The following is an 18,854-nucleotide window of genomic DNA, read 5'->3' as shown; positions in this document are numbered from 1 at the left end:
ATTTTATGAAAAAAATTATTGCGTTCTTTGAAAAATATTTTGTGCCTGTAGCAGCCAAAATAGGTAACCAAAGACATCTTGTGGCAATACGTGATGGATTTGTAGCAATCATGCCTTTAATTTTAGTTGGAGCCTTTGGAATTTTAGTTAATAATTTACAAATACCAGGATATCAAACTTTAATGAGAAATATCTTTGGGGTAACAGGAGAAACAGCTCATTTTACAAGCTTTGGAAGTTATCTTTGGGATGCATCTTATGGAATTATGTCCTTAGTATTATGCATAGCATTAAGCTATAATTTAGCTAAATCATATGAGTCAGATGCATTAGCGGCATCTATTACTTCATTTGCAGCTTTATTTATGTTATATGATAAAACAAAATTCTTTGAGTTTGCAGGAGCAACTGGTTTATTTGTTGCTATGATAATGTCAATAATAGCAACTGAAATGTTTGTAAGATTATTAAGGAATAAAAAATTAAATATAAAAATGCCAGATTCAGTACCACCAGCAGTATCTAGGTCATTTGCAGCACTATTACCTGGAGTAATAGTTTTAATAGTATTTTCCTTATTAAAATGTTTACTAGTAACTATTGGGGTTTCAAGTTTACATCAATTGGTATATGATGCTATACAACAGCCACTTCAAGGTATGGCTCAGGGACTAGGAACAACTATATTAATAGCATTTTTAATACATTTATTATGGTTCTTTGGGTTACATGGAGCTAATATATTATTACCAATAACAACAGCATTATATCAACCAGCTATGGAGCAAAACATGAAACTTGTCCAAAATGGACAATTACCAGACCAAATTATTACACCTGCTTTCTTTGATAATTTTATATATTTAGGAGGAACAGGAGCAACTTTAGGACTTCTTATAGCGGTATTCATAGCATCTAAAAAGAAAAAGTCAGCTTTAATGGAACAGTACAAAACAGTTTCAGGATTATCATCAGCACCAGGAATATTTAATATTAATGAACCAGTGTTATTTGGTATGCCAATAGTATTAAATCCAATATTAATAATACCATTTTTAATAACACCAATAATATTAGTATTAGTAACTTATTTTGCAATGACATCAGGATTAGTTCCGTTAACAATTATGGCACCTCACTGGACAATGCCTCCAGTTATAGGAGCAGCTTTAGCAACTAATTCAATATCAGGAGGAATTTTAGCAGCTATTAATTTAGTAATTTCTATAGTAATATATTTACCATTTGTATTTATGGGACATGATGAAAAAGTTGTAGTAGATGATGGATTAAGTCAATAAAAAAACATTTGAAAAAGTAAAGGAGTGTTGGAGCATGGAAGAGATTATATTACAATTAATTATGCACAGTGGGGATGCAAGAAGCTGCGCCATGGAAGCAATTCAAAGTGCTAAGTCTGGTGATTATGAAAAAGCAAAATGTCTTTTAGAAGAATCAGCTGATAAATTAATACTTGCACATAATGCACAGACCACACTAATACAAGCTGAAGCAAATGGAAATAAAGCTGAATTTTCATTATTACTAATTCATGCTCAAGACCATTTAATGTCAACAATAACCGTAAAAGATTTAGCAGAAGAATTTGTAGAGATTTATAAAAGAATAAGATGAAAAAGTAATAAATCCTGATGAGTGTTTCTCATCAGGATTCAATTTTAATGTCTAAAAGAATCAATGATTTAATTAGTGACAACTTGCCACTTGTCACTCTCAACTTGTCACTAAAAAATTGCATAGCCATTTTTAAAAAGTAAAGGGGGATTAATGATGAAAACATTGGGAATATCTATATATCCGGGAAATGGAGCATTAGATGAAATAAAAGAATATATAAATAAAGCTGCTAAATATGGATTTAAAAGAATTTTTACTTGTTTAATATCCCATGAAGATAAAAGTATTGATGAAATTATAAATGAGTTTAAAGAAATAACATATTTTGCAAATAAGTTAGATATGATGGTTATAGCAGATGTTGAACCACAAGTTTTTAAAAAATTAGGAATAACATATAAAGATTTAAGCTTTTTTAAAGAAATAGGATTACATGGCATTAGATTGGATATAGGCTTTACAGGACTTGAAGAGTCTATTATGAGCTATAATGATAATGAATTTAAAATAGAATTTAATATGAGTAATGGTACAAAATTTATTGATAATATAATATCATATAAAGCAAATCCAGAGAACTTATTAGGGTGCCATAATTTTTATCCTCATAGGTATACAGGACTTTCCTATGATCATTTGATAAAATGTTCAAAGGAGTTTAAGAATTTGGGTATAAGGTCTGCAGCATTTATCAATTCAAATAGCGCAAAATTTGGACCATGGCCAGTAAGTGAGGGGTTATGTACACTAGAAAGCCATAGAGAATTACCTATAGATATTCAGTGTAAACATTTATTTGCAACAGGTCTTATAGATGATGTAATAATAGCAAATATGTTTGCATCAGAAGAAGAACTAAGTAGTTTAAGCAAAATAAATAAAGATATATTGGAGCTAAAAGTAAATTTAGTAAAGGATATTCCAAAACTTGAAAAGAAGATTGTTCTTGAGGAATTTCACTTTAATAGGGGAGATGTGTCTGAGTATATGATACGTTCCACTCAAAGTAGAGTTAAATATAAAGGACATAATTTTCCTGTATTTAACACTCCTGAAATAAAACGAGGAGACATCCTAATAGAGTCTAATTTATATTCAAGATATGCGGGAGAACTTCAAATAGCTTTAAAGGATATGGACAATTCAGGTAAGACAAATGTTGTAGGGAAAATTGATGATAACGAATTGTTTTTATTAGATTATTTGGAGCCATGGTCTAAATTTAGACTTAAGGAATATTAAAATAAAAAATCACCTTATTTAGTTAAGGTGATTTTTGTATTATTTTACGATTAATCTAAATTCGTGGATAACCTCCAAAACTTAAATAATGTATAGTACAGTACTTTTTTGCTGCAAGTTGAATCTGGAAAGCTTAAATCAGTGACAAATTGCAACTTATAACTTATCACTAAAAAATGTCATAGCCACTTTTGTTCTTTTAATAAATTTAGGCACATAAAAGAAAATAACAAGTCAAAGATGCCATGTATATTTCGTGCCAGACAAGGAGGTGATATTCGTTCATAGCACAGGCTATGGGCTAATATTGCTGACGCAGTATGACACTAAATAGACTAGCATACTGACTTGTTATTTTTTGAATGTGCCTTAATCTGATATGAACTTTAAATATCTGTGTTGAATGTAAAATAAAATCTGTAAATTTGATGATATAATTTTATTAAATAATATAGAATAAATCTTATTAGAAATCCTGTGATTTTTAATCATAATTGTAATTTCTAAATTTAAAATTAAAATGTGGCATAGTATCTGTGAATCTTCAACTTCTAAGAGAATTAGAGTGCTGTATGTTGCAGCTATGAGATAAATGGGGGGAATTAATTTGAAAAAGTTAGATATGAATTGGAGTTTAAGTGAGCTTTATAGTGGATTTGAATCAAAGGAATATTTAGATGATTTACTTAAACTGAAAGAACTTTTTGATGAGGTAGAAAAATGGGAAGAAAAAGAACTTAAATCATTAGATAATTCAAAAGAAAAAATAGAAATGTTTATAGCTTATAATATTAAATTAAGAAAAGTATCAGGAAAAATTTCAGCATATTCTCGATTGAAAAACTCAGCGGATTCATCAAATGATATAGCTAAAAAAGAAATGAGTAAAGTAAATAATATAATGAGTAATATGACTAAAGTTAATGTTAAATTTACGAAATGGATTAGTAAGATTAATGGTATAGATGAAATAATTAAACAAAGTAGTATTATAGAAGAACATAAATTTATAATAAAAGAAATGATAAAAAAAGAAAGTCATATGCTGAGTGAACACAAGGAAATTATATTATCAAAAATGTCTTTAACAGGTTCTAATTCGTGGATGAATCTTAGAAATGAGCTTACAGCTAATCATATGGTTGAAATTGACCTAGGTCAAGGAATACAAAGAAAAAGTATAAATGAAGTAAAAAACCTATTATATAGCAAAGATAAAAATGAGAGAGAGAAGGCATTTTATTCAGAATTAGAAAGTAATAGGAATATAGAAATTGGAGTGGCAGCATCATTAAATGGATTAAAGGGTGAGGTATTAACTTTATGTGATATTAAGGGATATTCATCTCCCTTAGAAAAAACATTAATAGATTCAAGAATGGATGAAGAAATCTTAAATAATATGTTACAAGTTATTGAAGAAAGTTTACCTAAGTTTAGAGAATATTTTTTAAAGAAATCTAAATTATTGGGAAATGAAGGTAAAATGCCAATATATGATAGATTAGCACCAGTAGGTAAAAATAATAAAAAATATACTTATGAAGGTGCAATGGAATTTATAGTTAAGCACTTCTCATCATTTTCTAGAAATATGGGCGAATTAGCTAAAACAGCATTTGAAAACAGATGGATAGATGCTGAGCAAAGAGGTGGCAAAAGAGGTGGGGCATTTTGTTCAAATCTACATTGTATAGGGCAAAGTAGGATATTATCATCATTTAATGGAAATTTTAAAAATGTAAACACTTTAGCCCATGAATTAGGTCATGCATATCATGGATATGTATTAAGTAAGGAAAGCATATTAAATACAAGCTATACCATGCCATTAGCAGAAACAGCATCAATATTTGCGGAAACATTAATTGTTAATGCTGCATTAAAGGAAGCAAATAAAGAAGAAACTATATCTATTTTAGATGCAGAGCTTACAAATGCAAGTACAGTTATAGTTGATATATATGCAAGATTTTTATTCGAAAAAGAATTTTTTAATAAAAGAAAACAAGGTGATTTATCTGTAAATGAGATAAAAGACCTTATGATTTGGGCACAAAAGGAAGCTTATGGGGATGCTATAGAAGAGAACACATTTGATCCATATGCGTGGATACACAAAGTTCACTATTATTATGCAGAAAGAAACTTTTATAATTTTCCTTATGCTTTTGGACTATTATTTTCAAAGGGATTATACAGTGAATATTTAAAAGATGGTAAAGACTTTGTATTAAAATATGATAATATATTAAGACTTACAGGAAAGGCTAATGTTTACGATGTTGGTAAGTATGCAGGTATAGATCTTCATAGTAAGAAGTTTTGGAGAGATTCAATGGAAATTGTAAATAAAACAATTGATAAGTTCTTAGAAATAAAGTAAAAGTGATAAGTGACCAGTGGAAATTTTACGGGAGTAAAAATTGAGAGATATGAATTATGGAGTAAGGTTGAATAATTTAGAGTAGGTTGATCTTAATAGTAGATTAGAAATTAGAGTAAGATAAGTTATAAATTCTTATAACTTATCTTATTTTTATATCTAAAATTATATAAGAATAATATATAGTAATTAAAGATTAAATAAAGTTAGTATAGATTAAGAAGAGAAGGTAAATATAAAAAATTTTAATCCCAAAATGTTGATAAAACCCAGGGTTAAAGAGATTGAGAATGAAGGAGAAAATCTGAGACTTTTAACTATTCTGGGTATAACATTAAGAAGCACTTCATATAATTACAAGTTACTTTCAACTGAATGAATATTTGCATAAACATACAGTATTTCAAACTATTTTAAATGATTTTAAAAAACAAGTAAGGTAGTTATATTAAGATATGATTGGATTATGAAAGAATAGTGGGTTTAAATTATAATATAGGCACTTTAAGAGGTAATTTTATATAAAACAATAAAATTTGGAGAAAATAATTGAATTTACAATGTACATGCTATATAATTCATCTGTATAAATAAACATTCAGTGAGAGGAAGGATGATATGTGGAAAAAACATTAACTAAGAAGCTAGGATTAAAAGAAGGTATATCATTTGTTGTTGGAATGGTTATAGGATCTGGAGTGTTTTTTAAAGCGACTACTGTGTTTAAAAGTTCTAATAATGTAACAACAGGAATTCTAGCTTGGATTTTAGGTGGAATAATAACTATATGTGCAGGTCTTACAATAGCAGAAATAGCTTCTGCAATGCCTAAAACAGGAGGGCTTTTTGTATATCTCAAAGAGCTTTATGGAGAAAAAATAGGGTTTTTATTTGGATGGGTACAAGTTACCATATCATCTCCAGGTACTGTTGCAGCCTGTGCAATAATTTTAATAGATCAATTATCGAGTTTATTACCAATAGGACATACATATATAAAAATTTTTGCAGTAACACTTATATTTTGTTTAGCATTTGTTAATATATTTGCTTCGAAGGCTGTTGGGAAAATGCAAATTTTAGTTACTATAGGAAAACTTATACCATTACTTTTAATTATAGGATTTGCTTTGCTTAAAAATAACAGCTTAAGGAGCGTAGCTACAGCATCTACAGTACATACAACAGTAAGTGGATTTGGAAGTGCACTACTAGCAACTTTATGGGCATATGATGGATGGATTGGTGTTGCTACATTAGCAGGAGAAATTGATAACCCAAGAAAAAATGTACCAAGAGCTATATTAATAGGATTATCAATAGTTATATTAGTTTATGTTTTATTTAATTTTGCTTTATCCAGGGTATTGCCATTTGAAATGCTAATAGCATCAGAAAAGGTTGCAGAAGATGCTGCTACAGTATTATTTGGGGATATAGCATCTACATTTATAGCCTTAGGAATATTAGTATCAGTCTTTGGAGCATTGAATGGAGAATATATGGCTGGATCAAGAGTGCCTTATGCTATGGCAGAAAATAATTTATTTCCCTTTAAAGATAAATTAACAAAGGTATACGGAAAAGACGTTATACCTATATATTCTTTAATAGTATCAAGTACTATGGGAATAATGTATATAGTAACTGGTTCATTTGAAATGTTAACTGAACTTGTGATATTTTCTCTTTGGATATTTTTTTTACTTGGCATATTTGGAGTTTTTATATTAAGAAATAAACGTCCAGACTTGCAAGGAACATATAAAGTGCCGTTTTATCCAATAGTACCACTTATAGGACTGATTGGTGGAGGATTTGTGCTGGTTAATACATTAATAACAAGTCCAACAAATGCCATAACTGGTGTAATTATAACCTTGTTAGGATTGCCAGTTTATTTTATCGTTAAAAGAAAGGAAAAAGTAGTAAAGATAAAAAATAAAATATTATTTTAAAGTAGTTAAATATTTCTTAAATAAACAATATAATTAGGCGCATTCAAGAAAATAACAAGTCAGTATGCTAGTATATTTGACTTGTTATTTTCTTTCATGTACCTTAAATCGGATATAAGCATAATACAGTATGCTTATATCTGATTTTTTATGCTATAGAATATTATAGATTTTGAATTTGCGGATAAATTTGTGAAATAAGAAATGCTTTTTAAGAAAATCTGTAGTTTTAAACCTCAACTTGCCATTGGAAACTTATTACTTAAAAATAGTGTAGATACCTTGTTCATGTATAGGAATTTATAGAAATTTTCAATCCTAAAATGCTGATAAAACCCAGAGTTAAGGGTCCTTGAATTTAAATTTGAGAAATTACAATTGACAATTTTGAATGAAATCTTCTTAAGAAAATTTCTAAAATAAAAAAATCTTATCAAAGAAAATCTGTGATTTTCAACAACAACTTTCAATTGTCAATTATAACGTGACGGAGCCACGTTCGTTCTGTAAAAATAGTATAAGTCATATTGATAGTAGCAAAGCTACACAATATGACTTATATGTTTAATTTAAATGGGGGATTACATATATAATTATTACCAATATAAAAAATATTATACATAAATAAGTTATATTTATTTTCCTTCATGTGCCTTAATAGTCATAGAAAATATATGAGTTTTGGAAATAATATTGCACATAATACAATTTTGGGACATATTATGAAATTGTAACAATATATGGAGTGGATTTTTTTGATTTATGCACTAATATTAGCCGGTGGAAAAGGAACTAGATTATATCCACTTTCTAGATCAAATCATCCTAAACAATTTCTAAAAACGATAAATAACAAAAGTTTTTTAAGAAATACTGTAGAAAGGATAAAACCTCTTATTCCAGTTGAGAATATTTATATTGTGACTAATGAAGAGTACTTTGACCAAATCAAAGAAGAGCTACCTGAGATTAGTGAAGATAATATCTTCGTAGAACCTGCTAATAAAGAAACTGCCACATGCATAGGTCTATCAGCTGTTAAACTTCTGAAAAAGGACAGTGAGGCAGTTATGGTTGTATTACCTTCGGATCATTATATAGAAGGTGAAATTCAATTTATCCAAACATTAAGGCAAGGAATTGAAATAGCAAGTACAAGAAGAGCACTTATAACAATAGGTATTACGCCAACAAGAGCGGAAACAGGATATGGATATATTCAGGTAGGGGACAGATATAAAGGGGATATACCTACCTTTAAAGTTAATAGATTCACAGAAAAACCTAATTTAGAGGTAGCAAAAGATTTTATTTTAAGTGGTGATTATCTTTGGAATTCAGGAATGTTTATATGGAAAGCTTCAGAATTTTTAAGAGAAGCAAGTAAATATATACCAAAGTTAAATGAGAGACTAATGAAGATATATCAAAGTATTGGCCAGGAGAACGAAACTGAAGTAATAAGAGAACAGTATGAACTAATAGAAGGAATATCAGTTGATTATGGCATAATGCAGAGGACAAGAAAAGCATATGTGATAAAAGCAGAATTTGTTTGGGATGATATAGGAAGCTTTAACTCACTTAAAAGATTTCTAAAAGAAGATGATAATAATTTTGTTTCAGATAATGTATATTTAGATCAAAGTGAGAATTGTGCTATTTTTGGAAAAGAAAAACTTATAATAGGCTTAGGAATAAAGGATTTAGTCATAGTTGATGGAGGAGATGTTCTATTAATTATGGATAAATCAAAGGATCAGGATATAAAGCATCTATTTAATAATATAAAAGATTCAAAAGATTATAGAGAATATAGTTAATTAAAGATAGCTAGAATATATTTACTTTCATGTACCTTATTAAAAGTAAATATATAATCTAGCTATCTTTAATAGATATGTGTTCTAAAAAATTTTATTCATTTGATTTTAAAGTGCAATTTTAGTAATTCATAACAATGTAATTTAGCAAATTATGAATCTTATTAATTAGAACTTATATATTGCAAATATTAATAAACTACTTATAATAATTGAATTTTGTCAATTTTAACGAAAAAATTAATATAATATAAGTGAAAGTAAGTTTCGGAGGTCTAAATGGATAAGAAAGATAAAATCCTTGGAGCTTTATTTGGAGTTGCATGTGGGGATGCTTTGGGGGCTACACTGCAATTTATAGACAAAAAGACAGGTGAATGTAATTTTGGATACTTGAATAATATAATTGGTGGAGGAGTTATGAGGCTGAAACCAGGAGAAGTAACTGATGATACCATGATGACTATAGCTGTTGCAGAAGGAATATTACAAGATAAAAGTAATCCAATTGAATTTATAGGAAAACAACTTTTAAAATGGTATGATGAAAATCCTAAGGATATAGGAATAACAGATCAGTTGAGTATAGAAAAATTCAAACTATATGGAAATTGGTCAGAAGCTTCGCTTAAAACTTATGAAAGTTTAAATGGTAAAACTAATGGAAGTGGAAGCTTAAAAAGATGTTTACCTATAGCTATTTCATATGAAAATTTTAATGAAATGATTGGAGTAACATCTAGGCAATCCTACATGACACATCAAAGCAGACAAGCTGAGGAAGCTTGTATAATTTACAACTCGTTAATATATAAATATTTTCATGGTGAGGAGAAAATGGAAGCTTTAAAAGAAGTTTTGAAAAAATATGAAAAATATCAAAAGGTTTTAACTATGAATAAAAATCAATTGAAACCTTATGGTGATGTTACCAATACACTTATAAGTTCTCTTTATTGCTTTATCAACGAAAATAATTGCGAAAATATAATATGTGAAGCAGTAAATTTATATGGTGAATCTGATACAGTAGGATCAATGGCAGGTGGTTTGGCAGGTGTTTATTATGGCTTTAATGCATTACCGGATAGGTGGATAGATAAAATATTAATAAGGGATAAGCTAATAATTATTGGAGAACAATTAAATAGAGTTGTAAATTAAAAATGGCGTACTAATTATGTACGCCATTTTGGTTAATAGAACGAATTTTTTTCATATGGTAGCTTTTACATGAATGTTAGATAAAAATAAATTTTATCAAACAAGTGTTATTTTCTTCAATAACTTCATAAGTAAATAGTATGGGGCTATTTATAGAAGAAAATTCTTGAATAATTCTATCAAGAACCTTAATTTTTAAATTAGAGTATACATATGAAAGTGTAGGAGCTAATAATACATTTTTTAAAGTTTCTAATGATATGCAATACTCACTCTCATTAATATGAGGTTTAAGATGAAAAAATAAAAGTTTTCCATATATAGATTTAAATTCAGGAGTAAAAATATTTGATGAATTTGATTTTCTTCGTATAATTTTTTTATTCATTTTTATCACCACTCAATAATTAAATTAATTATATTATACATTAAAAATAATAGCTTAAGGAGGATATTTTTATGGGCAAGAAAATAAATGAATATTTAAAAGAAGATATATTAAAAGAAGCTTTGAAGTGCCATAAAATAAAGTTCTGCTACTCTAAGGAAGATGATGTATTTATTTTATATGGAGATATATGCACTGTATCCTTAATCTTAGATGAAAGTCAAGATGAGTTCTTGAAAATAGATAAAGAAAGTGAATATGATTTAACATTGATCATAAGTTACGGAACTATATTTGGAAATATACTTTTTGCTATAGAGAAAATAAAAAATTATATAGTTCTTATAGATAAATATAAGTATGATTTGTTATATAGAAGAAAAATTGATTTAAACACTTTGGGGAAAAGAAGAAATATAGATGAGATAAGAAGAGTTACGGCATTAGTATTAAAGGGTCTTAGAGAATTTGATGATAAAAATAATTATTTTATTTTTTCAGAAAATAGAAAAGAAATTATAAAGAGTAGTATGGATGAATTTTTAAAACTAAGTTATTTTGATATGGATAATGAACAAAAGATAAGATTGTTTCCAAGTATAGAATATGAGAGTAATAGAGAAGGGATAGATTCATCTTTTATAGCATATAATCACGTATTTATAATTAAATATTTATTTAACCCTAAAAGTAAAATATCATTATCAAAAGATCTAATGTTAAATCCAAATCTAATTAAAATTTTTATAGTAATAAATCCAATAAAAGAAGAATTAGTTGCTAGAAGTAGCTGCAATAGTTGGATTTTAATTGATGGATTGAGAGCTAGTATTATAAATACGGATTTACCAAGGAAGTAATGATTATTAAAGGGTTTGGAACATTCTTATAGAATTAAGTTAAGAATAAGATAAGTATATAGGAGTTGAGGTTATATTGAATTACAAAATAATTTTAGAAACATTTATTGATAATTCAGATGAGGGAATAATAGTTACTGATACAAAAGGAAATATAACCTTTTACAAGGAATCAAAAAATAATATAACAGGTATTAAAGATAAGAATCCAGTAGGAAAAAACATACTAGATGTATTTCCTTATTTGACAGAAGAGACAAGTTCTTTTTATTATGTATTAAAGAAAAAGAAACCAATTATAGAAAAGGTTCAAAAATATAAAAATAATTTAGGAAAAATAGTATATATTGTTACATCAACTATACCTATTTTTGAAAATAATGAATTTGTAGGTGTATTTGAAATTTTTAAAGATTTAACTTTGGTTAGTGAACTTTCTGAAAAGGTGTTAGTGCTCCAAGAAAATATTAATAAAGAAAGACTAAAAGTAGATAAAGTAAATAATAAAAATGGTGCTAAATATAGATTTTCAGATATCATAGCCAAGAATAATGATATGATAAAACTTATAAATATGGCAAAGAAAATATGTAAAAGTTCATCGCCTATTTTAGTTTACGGAGAAACAGGAACAGGAAAAGAGTTATTAGTCCAATCCATTCATAATGAAGATTTTGCAAGGAATAAATATCCATTTATAGCGCAAAACTGTGCTGCTATACCTGAAAATTTATTGGAATCTATATTGTTTGGAACTGAAGATGGGTGTTACACAGGGGCTAAAGATAGAGCAGGTTTATTGGAACTTGTAAATGGAGGAACTTTATTTTTAGATGAGATAAATTCTATGGATGTACAACTTCAATCAAAGCTACTAAGAGTTATACAGGAAGGCGAATTTAGAAGGATAGGTGGAAAAGAAAATAAAAAAATAAATATTAGAATAATAGCTTCAACTAATGAAAAACCTATTGATTTGGTTAACTTAGGTAGATTAAGAAGAGATTTATACTATAGGCTAAATGTAATATATTTTGAAATTCCTCCATTAAGAAAAAGACGAGATGATATATCTATATTGGTAGATCACTTTATAGAAAAATATAATCATAGATTAAATAAATATATTAATGGGATAGAGGAAAGTGCACTAAAAGTGTTAGAAGAATATGAATGGCCAGGAAATGTACGAGAGTTAGAAAATGTTATAGAGAGAGCTATGAATTGGACTGAAGGAAATTTTATAAATACTGAATCAATATTTATGGATAATTGTAATTATGGTGTGAGTGTTTATTATAATAATAAAAACCATAAAGATGAGAATAGTGCCAATATGGTTTATGAAATAGGATTACCTTTGGCTATGGATAATTATGAGAAAAACATAATAAAAAATGCTATAAAAGAAAGTAGCGGAAATTATTCTAAGGCAGCAAGAAATTTGAAAATACCAAAACAGACACTTCAGAATAAAATAAAAAAATATAATATAGAAAAATATGTAGTATTAAAATAAGGTCAATGTCCCAAGTATAATACAAAATAGTATTATATTTGGGACATTATTATTTTTGATAAATTATTAGCAAAATAGAAGAATTATAAATGCTTTAAAATAGTATTGATTGTGTAGAAATTTTAACTATACATAAACATTACATAATGGCATACTACTTGCTTTATTTAATGGTATACAAAGGGGGAGAGTTATTATGAAAGGAAATATCTTTAATATACAAAAGTATTCTATACATGATGGACCAGGAATAAGGACCACAGTATTTTTTAAGGGGTGTCCATTAAAATGTCAGTGGTGCCATAATCCAGAAAGCCAAAATTTTAACAAAGAGGTTATGTTTTTTAAAGATAAATGCATAGAATGTGGATTTTGTTTAAAAATTTGTAAAAATAATGCATTATACTTTGAAGAAAATAGTATAAAAATTAACAGGGATAAATGTAATATATGTGGAGATTGCTGTGAAGAATGCCCAACAACTGCAAGGTCAATGGTTGGAGAAGAAAAATCTTGTGATGATGTATTAAAAGAAATTCTTAAAGATAAAATTTTTTATGATGAGTCTGGTGGCGGAGTTACATTTTCAGGAGGTGAGCCACTTTCACAAGGTGAATTTTTAAAGACATTATTAATAAAATGTAAAAATAAAGGTATAAATACAATTGTTGATACAAGCGGCTTTGGGAATAAGGAATTAATAGAGGATATAGCAACATATGTGGATTTATTTTTATATGATTTAAAGATTATAGATAATGAAAAGCATAAGAAGTATATAGGTGTATCTAATGAAATAATTTTAAATAATCTAAAGGCTTTAAAGAATTTAAATAAAAGAGTTTTTATTAGAATACCTATAATACCTACTATTAATGATGGCAATAAGGATATAGATGATTTTATAACTACATTAAAAAATATTGGTGTATTTGAACAAATAAATCTTCTTCCTTATCATAATATATCAAGTGAAAAGTATAGAAGGCTTAATAAAAAATATGAACTTACAAATATAAATGTTCCAAGTGATGAAAAAATGGAAGAAATAAAAAAAATCTTTGAAAACGAGGGCTTTAAAGTTAAAATTGGGGGGTAAATTTTATGAGAGAAAGAGTTAAAAGATTAAGAGAAGAAAGTATAAATGCTGTTCCTACAATATCAATAGAAAGAGCTAGAATAGTTACCAATGTATATAAAGAGTATTTGGGAAAGGTATCAACGCCTGTTTTAAGAGCATTAACATTAAAAGCCATATGTGAAAAGAAAACTCTTTATATAGGAAAGGATGAATTAATTGTTGGAGAGAGGGGAGAAAAACCAAAGGCTACTCCAGTATATCCAGAAATATGTTGTCATACTATAGAAGACTTAAAAGTTATGGATAATAGAGAAAAAACATTCTTTAAAGTGGCAGAAGAAGTATATGATATTCAGGAAAAAGAAATAATACCTTATTGGAGCGGAAGATGCGTAAGAGATAAGATATTAAGTGAGATGACAGACCAATGGAAGGAATGTTATTATGCTGGGATGTATACAGAATTTATGGAACAAAGAGGTCCTGGCCATACTGTTGGAGATAAAAAGTTATTTAATAGAGGCTATAGAGATGTAATAGAACTAATTGATAAAGAACTTGAAGGAATAGATTATATAAATGATAAGGAAGCATATAACAAGCAAGAAGAACTAAAAGCTATGAAGATAGCATCAGAAGCAGTTATAACTTTTGCAAGAAGACATGGTGATTTAGCAAAAGAAATGGCTGGAAAAGAGTTGGATGAAAAGAGAAAAAGTGAGCTTTTGAAAATAGCTGAGGTTTGCTATAGAGTTCCTGAAAATAGACCAAAGACAGTTTGGGAAGCAATTCAAGGATATTGGTTTATACATCTAACTATAATAACTGAAATGAATATATGGGATGCATATAGCCCAGGAAGATTTGATCAACATTTATACCCTATATATAAGGCTGAAATAGAAAACGAAACAACAACAAGAGAAGATGTAGAAGAACTTCTTCAATGTATGTGGGTTAAGTTTAACAACCAACCATCTACCCCTAAAGTTGGAGTAACTTTAAAGGAAAGTGGAACTTATACAGATTTTGCAACGATAAATATAGGTGGATTAAGTAAAGAAGGCGGAGATGGAGTTAACGATATTTCTTATTTATTACTAGATGTTGTGGATTCTATGAGATTACTTCAGCCTAATAGTAATATTCAGCTTTCAAAAAAGAATCCACATGATTTTATAAAAAGAGGAACAGAAATAATAAGAGAAGGTTGGGGACAGCCACCAGTCTTTAATAATGATTCTGTATTTCAGGAATTAGTAAGACAAGGTAAAGCAATTGAAGATGCAAGAGAAGGCGGAACTTCAGGATGTGTAGAAACAGGAGCATTTGGAAAAGAAGCATATATTTTAACAGGATACTTTAACCTTGTTAAAGTATTAGAAATAACATTAAATAATGGGTTTGATCCTATAACTAATAAAAAGCTAGGAATAGAAACGGGAAATCCAAGAAATTTTAAAAGCTTTGAGGAGTTATTTGACGCATTCAAAAAACAAATTCATCATTTCATTGAAATTAAGATAAAGGGAAACAATATTATAGAAAAACTGTATATGGAAGAAATGCCAGGACCATTTTTATCAACGGTTACAGATGATTGTATAAGCAATGGTAAGGATTACAATAGTGGTGGAGCCAGATACAATTCAAATTATATTCAGGGGGTGGGCATTGGGACATTAACAGATTCATTAGCTTCAATAAAACATCATGTATATGATAAGAATAAAGTATCAATGGATGAGCTATTAGAAGTATTAAAGAATAATTTTAAGGGAAACGAACCTTTAAGACAAATGTTGGTTAATAGAACACCTAAGTATGGCAATGATGATGATTATGCAGATGATATAATGAAATTGTGTTTTGATGCATATTATAATGAAGTAAATGGAAGAAAATCTATTAGAGGAGCAACTTATAGAATAAATATGTTACCAACAACTTGTCACATATATTTTGGAGAGGTAACAGGAGCTACACCAGATGGAAGATTAGGTGGCAAACCTCAGTCAGAGGGTATATCACCAGTTGGAGGAGCAGATAAGTTTGGACCAACATCAGTAATTAAATCAGCATCAAAGATGGATCACTTAAGAACTGGAGGTACTTTATTGAACCAAAAGTTTACTCCAAGTGCTTTGCAAGGTGATGAGGGATTAGAAAAATTATGTCACTTAATAAGATCATATTTTAAGATGGATGGACATCATATTCAATTTAATGTGATTAAACGTGATACATTAATAGAAGCACAAAACAATCCAGAAGAATATAGAGATTTGATAGTAAGAGTTGCAGGATATAGTGATTATTTTTGTGATTTAGGAAAATCCCTTCAAGATGAAATAATAAATAGAACAGAGCAAGAAAATTTCTAATAAAAATAAACAAGCTTTTCTTTTATAGAGGAGCTTGTTCAAATTATAAATATGATAAAAGGAGAGAGTAATATGAGTAATACTTTAGGATTTATAGGTTGTGGAAATATGGGTGGTGCTATAATAGGAGGTCTTATTAAATCTCAGTTATATAAAGGAGAAAACATAGTAGCATCAGATGGATACAAAGAAGGGCTAGAAAAACATAAAAAAAAATTTGGAATAAGAACATTTTTAAATGATAACATAGGTGTTGCAAAGGAAGCTGACATATTAGTTTTATCTGTTAAACCTCATGTTTATGAAACTGTAATAAAGGAAATTAAGGATTATGTAAAAAAAGATGTTGTTATAGTTACAATTGCAGCCGGAGTAAGTATAAAAGTAGTAGAAAATGCTTTTGAAAAAGATATTAAAGTTGTAAGAACTATGCCAAATACAGCAGCTTTAATTGGAGAAAGTATGACTGTTTTATGCAGAAATAATTTGGTTGCAAATGGTGAGTTTGATAATGTTATGCAAATGTTTGATGTGATAGGAAAAACAGAGGAAATTGATGAAAAATTAATGGAGTCTGTTATAGCTGTAAATGGATCATCACCAGCATATATGTATATGTTTCTAGAAGCTATGGGTGATGGTGGAGTACTTCATGGTATACCAAGAGATAAAGCTTATAAAATGGCAGCTCAAGCTATGATAGGGGCAGCAAAAATGGTTTTAGAGACAGGTAAACATCCAGGGGAACTTAAAGATATGGTTTGTTCACCAGCAGGTACCACTATAGAAGCTGTTTATAGTTTAGAAAAGAATAATTTTAGAGGAACAGTTATAGAAGCCATGGTGGATTGTACTAATAAAGCTAATAAAATGGCTGGTAAATAAAATAACAAAAAAATATAAAGCTGAGCGAGGTTAGCTCAGCTTTATTGTTTTATTATTCATAGGTATTTGGATTTTTTCAGGAAGTAATGTCTTTCTAAAGAGGACATTAAACGTTTTCATATATTTATTATAAAATATATATATGAAAAAATCAACAAATTTTTTGAAAAAAGCACATAATTTTTACTTATAAAGAAAAAGGTATTAATAAATACAAATTTATAAAAAATAGGAGCGTTTTATGAGTAAATTTTTAAAAATAACAAAATATGGTTTTGTAATAATAGTTTTGCTTGTAATAACAACTGGATTTAAACAAAATGAAAATCAACCTATAACTAAAGTGATAGATAAATATTTTAATAGTTATCTAAATAGTTTCAAAACATTAAAATATGAAGAATTAAGTGAAATAGTAGAGGACAATGAAAATACAACAATGTATTTATCTATGAATAGAGTATTTATTGAAAGGTATAAATCATGTGGTTTAAGTTATAAGGACTATAAATATAAGTATCAAATAATGGACTTGGATATTAGGGAAGACGTGGCAAATATTAAAGTGAATTTAAATGTTGAATATGAGTATAATAATTTGCCAAAGAATGTTTCATCACAAATAAATAATATAGACTATAAATTTGAACTTAAAAAGTACAATGAGTCATGGAGAATAGTTAGAATTGATACAAATTTTGATGAGTTTAGTGACTTTAAAAGTAAGGTAGATAATTACAGATTATCACAACAAAGGATAATGAAAATGGATGCTATAAAGGAAGTAGAAAATCAAGAAATTAATAAAATTAAAAATAGTAAATTAAAGAAAAATAAATACGATAATGAAATAGAAGAAAAAAAACAGGAGAAAGACGAGATAAAGTTTAGAGATTTCTTTGAAGATAAAAATAAATTTTGTGATAAAGATCTTGGAACAAGGTATGCAAGAGAGTATGCTGTAGCTTTAGAAGATAAAAGAATATTTTATACAGCGAAAGATAATGATTGTACTAATTTTGTGTCACAATGCGTATGGGCTTCATTAGGTGCATATGATCCTAATGATATAGAAAAAACAAAAAAATATATAAATAATGGTATTAATATGATTAAGGGTATATGGTTAGGAAATAGTTATGGAGTTACCTTAGCATGGGCTAATGTAGAAGAGTTTTGGAAGCTTTGCACCACATCATCAGCAGGGCCAAAAGCTGTAGGCATTAATAACAATAGACCATATACGTCAATAAATCCCAAAGAAATAAAGGTTGGAGATGTTCTTCAGATTAGAAAAAAAGGTGATATAAGATATAAGCATTCTGTATATGTAACTTATGTTGCACCTAATAATAAAGAATATAATGGAATATATGTTTCTCAGCATGACTATGATAAATATAACAGATCATTAGTAAACCTTATTTATGCTTGGGGCGATGATGAGTGTTATATAAGAAGATTAGATTTTCATGATTGTATTAAGTGATTCTTATCTTAAGATTTAGATTGATAAAAGGTAATGT

General features: G+C 28.1%; 14 protein-coding genes. 13 read left to right on the top strand and 1 reads right to left on the bottom strand.

Annotation, left to right across the window (positions count from 1 at the left end; translation table 11 throughout):
• The first annotated feature begins 5 nt into the window (after window positions 1-5).
• From BM119_RS12605 to BM119_RS12575, 7 genes are all read left to right on the top strand, one after another.
• The gene (locus BM119_RS12605; protein ID WP_090041964.1) at window positions 6-1,301 is read left to right on the top strand and encodes a PTS sugar transporter subunit IIC; all 1,296 of its coding nucleotides are present in this window, start codon (window positions 6-8) and stop codon (window positions 1,299-1,301) included.
• A 34-nt stretch (window positions 1,302-1,335) separates the two neighbouring features.
• Window positions 1,336-1,635, top strand: coding sequence for a PTS sugar transporter subunit IIA (locus BM119_RS12600; protein ID WP_090041962.1), 300 nt, complete (start codon window positions 1,336-1,338; stop codon window positions 1,633-1,635).
• Between the two features lie 156 nt (window positions 1,636-1,791).
• Window positions 1,792-2,880: a DUF871 domain-containing protein gene (locus tag BM119_RS12595; RefSeq protein ID WP_090041960.1), complete on the top strand. Its 1,089-nt coding sequence runs from the start codon at window positions 1,792-1,794 to the stop codon at window positions 2,878-2,880.
• Window positions 2,881-3,487: 607 nt separating this feature from the next.
• The gene (locus BM119_RS12590) at window positions 3,488-5,266 is read left to right on the top strand and encodes a M3 family oligoendopeptidase (RefSeq protein ID WP_242948428.1); all 1,779 of its coding nucleotides are present in this window, start codon (window positions 3,488-3,490) and stop codon (window positions 5,264-5,266) included.
• A gap of 620 nt (window positions 5,267-5,886) precedes the next feature.
• Window positions 5,887-7,224: an APC family permease gene (locus BM119_RS12585; RefSeq protein ID WP_242948427.1), complete on the top strand. Its 1,338-nt coding sequence runs from the start codon at window positions 5,887-5,889 to the stop codon at window positions 7,222-7,224.
• 755 nt (window positions 7,225-7,979) lie between these two features.
• On the top strand, window positions 7,980-9,047 hold the full coding sequence (locus BM119_RS12580) for a mannose-1-phosphate guanylyltransferase (protein WP_090041958.1): 1,068 nt from the start codon (window positions 7,980-7,982) through the stop codon (window positions 9,045-9,047).
• Window positions 9,048-9,326: 279 nt separating this feature from the next.
• On the top strand, window positions 9,327-10,211 hold the full coding sequence (locus tag BM119_RS12575; protein WP_090041957.1) for an ADP-ribosylglycohydrolase family protein: 885 nt from the start codon (window positions 9,327-9,329) through the stop codon (window positions 10,209-10,211).
• Between the two features lie 76 nt (window positions 10,212-10,287).
• Here BM119_RS12575 and BM119_RS12570 read toward each other — a convergent pair whose 3' ends face one another.
• Window positions 10,288-10,599: a replication initiation protein gene (locus BM119_RS12570; RefSeq protein WP_090041955.1), complete on the bottom strand. Its 312-nt coding sequence runs from the start codon at window positions 10,597-10,599 to the stop codon at window positions 10,288-10,290.
• Between the two features lie 71 nt (window positions 10,600-10,670).
• Between BM119_RS12570 and BM119_RS12565 the strand changes: the two genes are divergently transcribed.
• The 6 genes from BM119_RS12565 to BM119_RS12540 all read left to right on the top strand — a co-directional run bounded on the left by BM119_RS12565 (window position 10,671) and on the right by BM119_RS12540 (window position 18,817).
• A complete protein-coding gene (locus BM119_RS12565) occupies window positions 10,671-11,459 on the top strand; it encodes a hypothetical protein (RefSeq protein WP_090041953.1) in 789 nt (262 codons plus the stop codon).
• Window positions 11,460-11,535: 76 nt separating this feature from the next.
• A complete protein-coding gene (locus BM119_RS12560) occupies window positions 11,536-12,978 on the top strand; it encodes a sigma-54 interaction domain-containing protein (RefSeq protein WP_090041951.1) in 1,443 nt (480 codons plus the stop codon).
• Window positions 12,979-13,171: 193 nt separating this feature from the next.
• On the top strand, window positions 13,172-14,077 hold the full coding sequence (locus tag BM119_RS12555) for a trans-4-hydroxy-L-proline dehydratase activase (protein WP_090041948.1): 906 nt from the start codon (window positions 13,172-13,174) through the stop codon (window positions 14,075-14,077).
• Between the two features lie 5 nt (window positions 14,078-14,082).
• On the top strand, window positions 14,083-16,443 hold the full coding sequence (gene hypD, locus BM119_RS12550) for a trans-4-hydroxy-L-proline dehydratase (RefSeq protein ID WP_090041947.1): 2,361 nt from the start codon (window positions 14,083-14,085) through the stop codon (window positions 16,441-16,443).
• A 72-nt stretch (window positions 16,444-16,515) separates the two neighbouring features.
• Complete coding sequence (proC, locus tag BM119_RS12545; protein ID WP_090041945.1) at window positions 16,516-17,328, top strand: pyrroline-5-carboxylate reductase; 813 nt, start codon at window positions 16,516-16,518, stop codon at window positions 17,326-17,328.
• Between the two features lie 241 nt (window positions 17,329-17,569).
• Window positions 17,570-18,817, top strand: a complete 1,248-nt coding sequence (locus tag BM119_RS12540) for an amidase domain-containing protein (RefSeq protein WP_090041943.1) — start codon at window positions 17,570-17,572, stop codon at window positions 18,815-18,817.
• The last annotated feature ends 37 nt before the right edge of the window (window positions 18,818-18,854 follow it).

Origin of the sequence: Clostridium frigidicarnis (assembly GCF_900111985.1) — a bacterium.
Taxonomy (GTDB): Bacteria; Bacillota; Clostridia; order Clostridiales; family Clostridiaceae; genus Clostridium_Z; species Clostridium_Z frigidicarnis.
This window is presented reverse-complemented; position numbering and strand designations above follow the sequence as displayed.

Bases quoted from the DNA above. Each gene is read 5' to 3' on its own strand.
- BM119_RS12605 (WP_090041964.1), top strand. From the start codon at position 6: ATGAAAAAAATTATTGCGTTCTTTGAAAAATATTTTGTGCCTGTAGCA.
- BM119_RS12600 (WP_090041962.1), top strand. From the start codon at position 1,336: ATGGAAGAGATTATATTACAATTAATTATGCACAGTGGGGATGCAAGA.
- BM119_RS12595 (WP_090041960.1), top strand. From the start codon at position 1,792: ATGAAAACATTGGGAATATCTATATATCCGGGAAATGGAGCATTAGAT.
- BM119_RS12575 (WP_090041957.1), top strand. From the start codon at position 9,327: ATGGATAAGAAAGATAAAATCCTTGGAGCTTTATTTGGAGTTGCATGT.
- BM119_RS12570 (WP_090041955.1), bottom strand. From the start codon at position 10,599: ATGAATAAAAAAATTATACGAAGAAAATCAAATTCATCAAATATTTTT.
- BM119_RS12565 (WP_090041953.1), top strand. From the start codon at position 10,671: ATGGGCAAGAAAATAAATGAATATTTAAAAGAAGATATATTAAAAGAA.
- hypD (WP_090041947.1), top strand. From the start codon at position 14,083: ATGAGAGAAAGAGTTAAAAGATTAAGAGAAGAAAGTATAAATGCTGTT.
- proC (WP_090041945.1), top strand. From the start codon at position 16,516: ATGAGTAATACTTTAGGATTTATAGGTTGTGGAAATATGGGTGGTGCT.
- BM119_RS12540 (WP_090041943.1), top strand. From the start codon at position 17,570: ATGAGTAAATTTTTAAAAATAACAAAATATGGTTTTGTAATAATAGTT.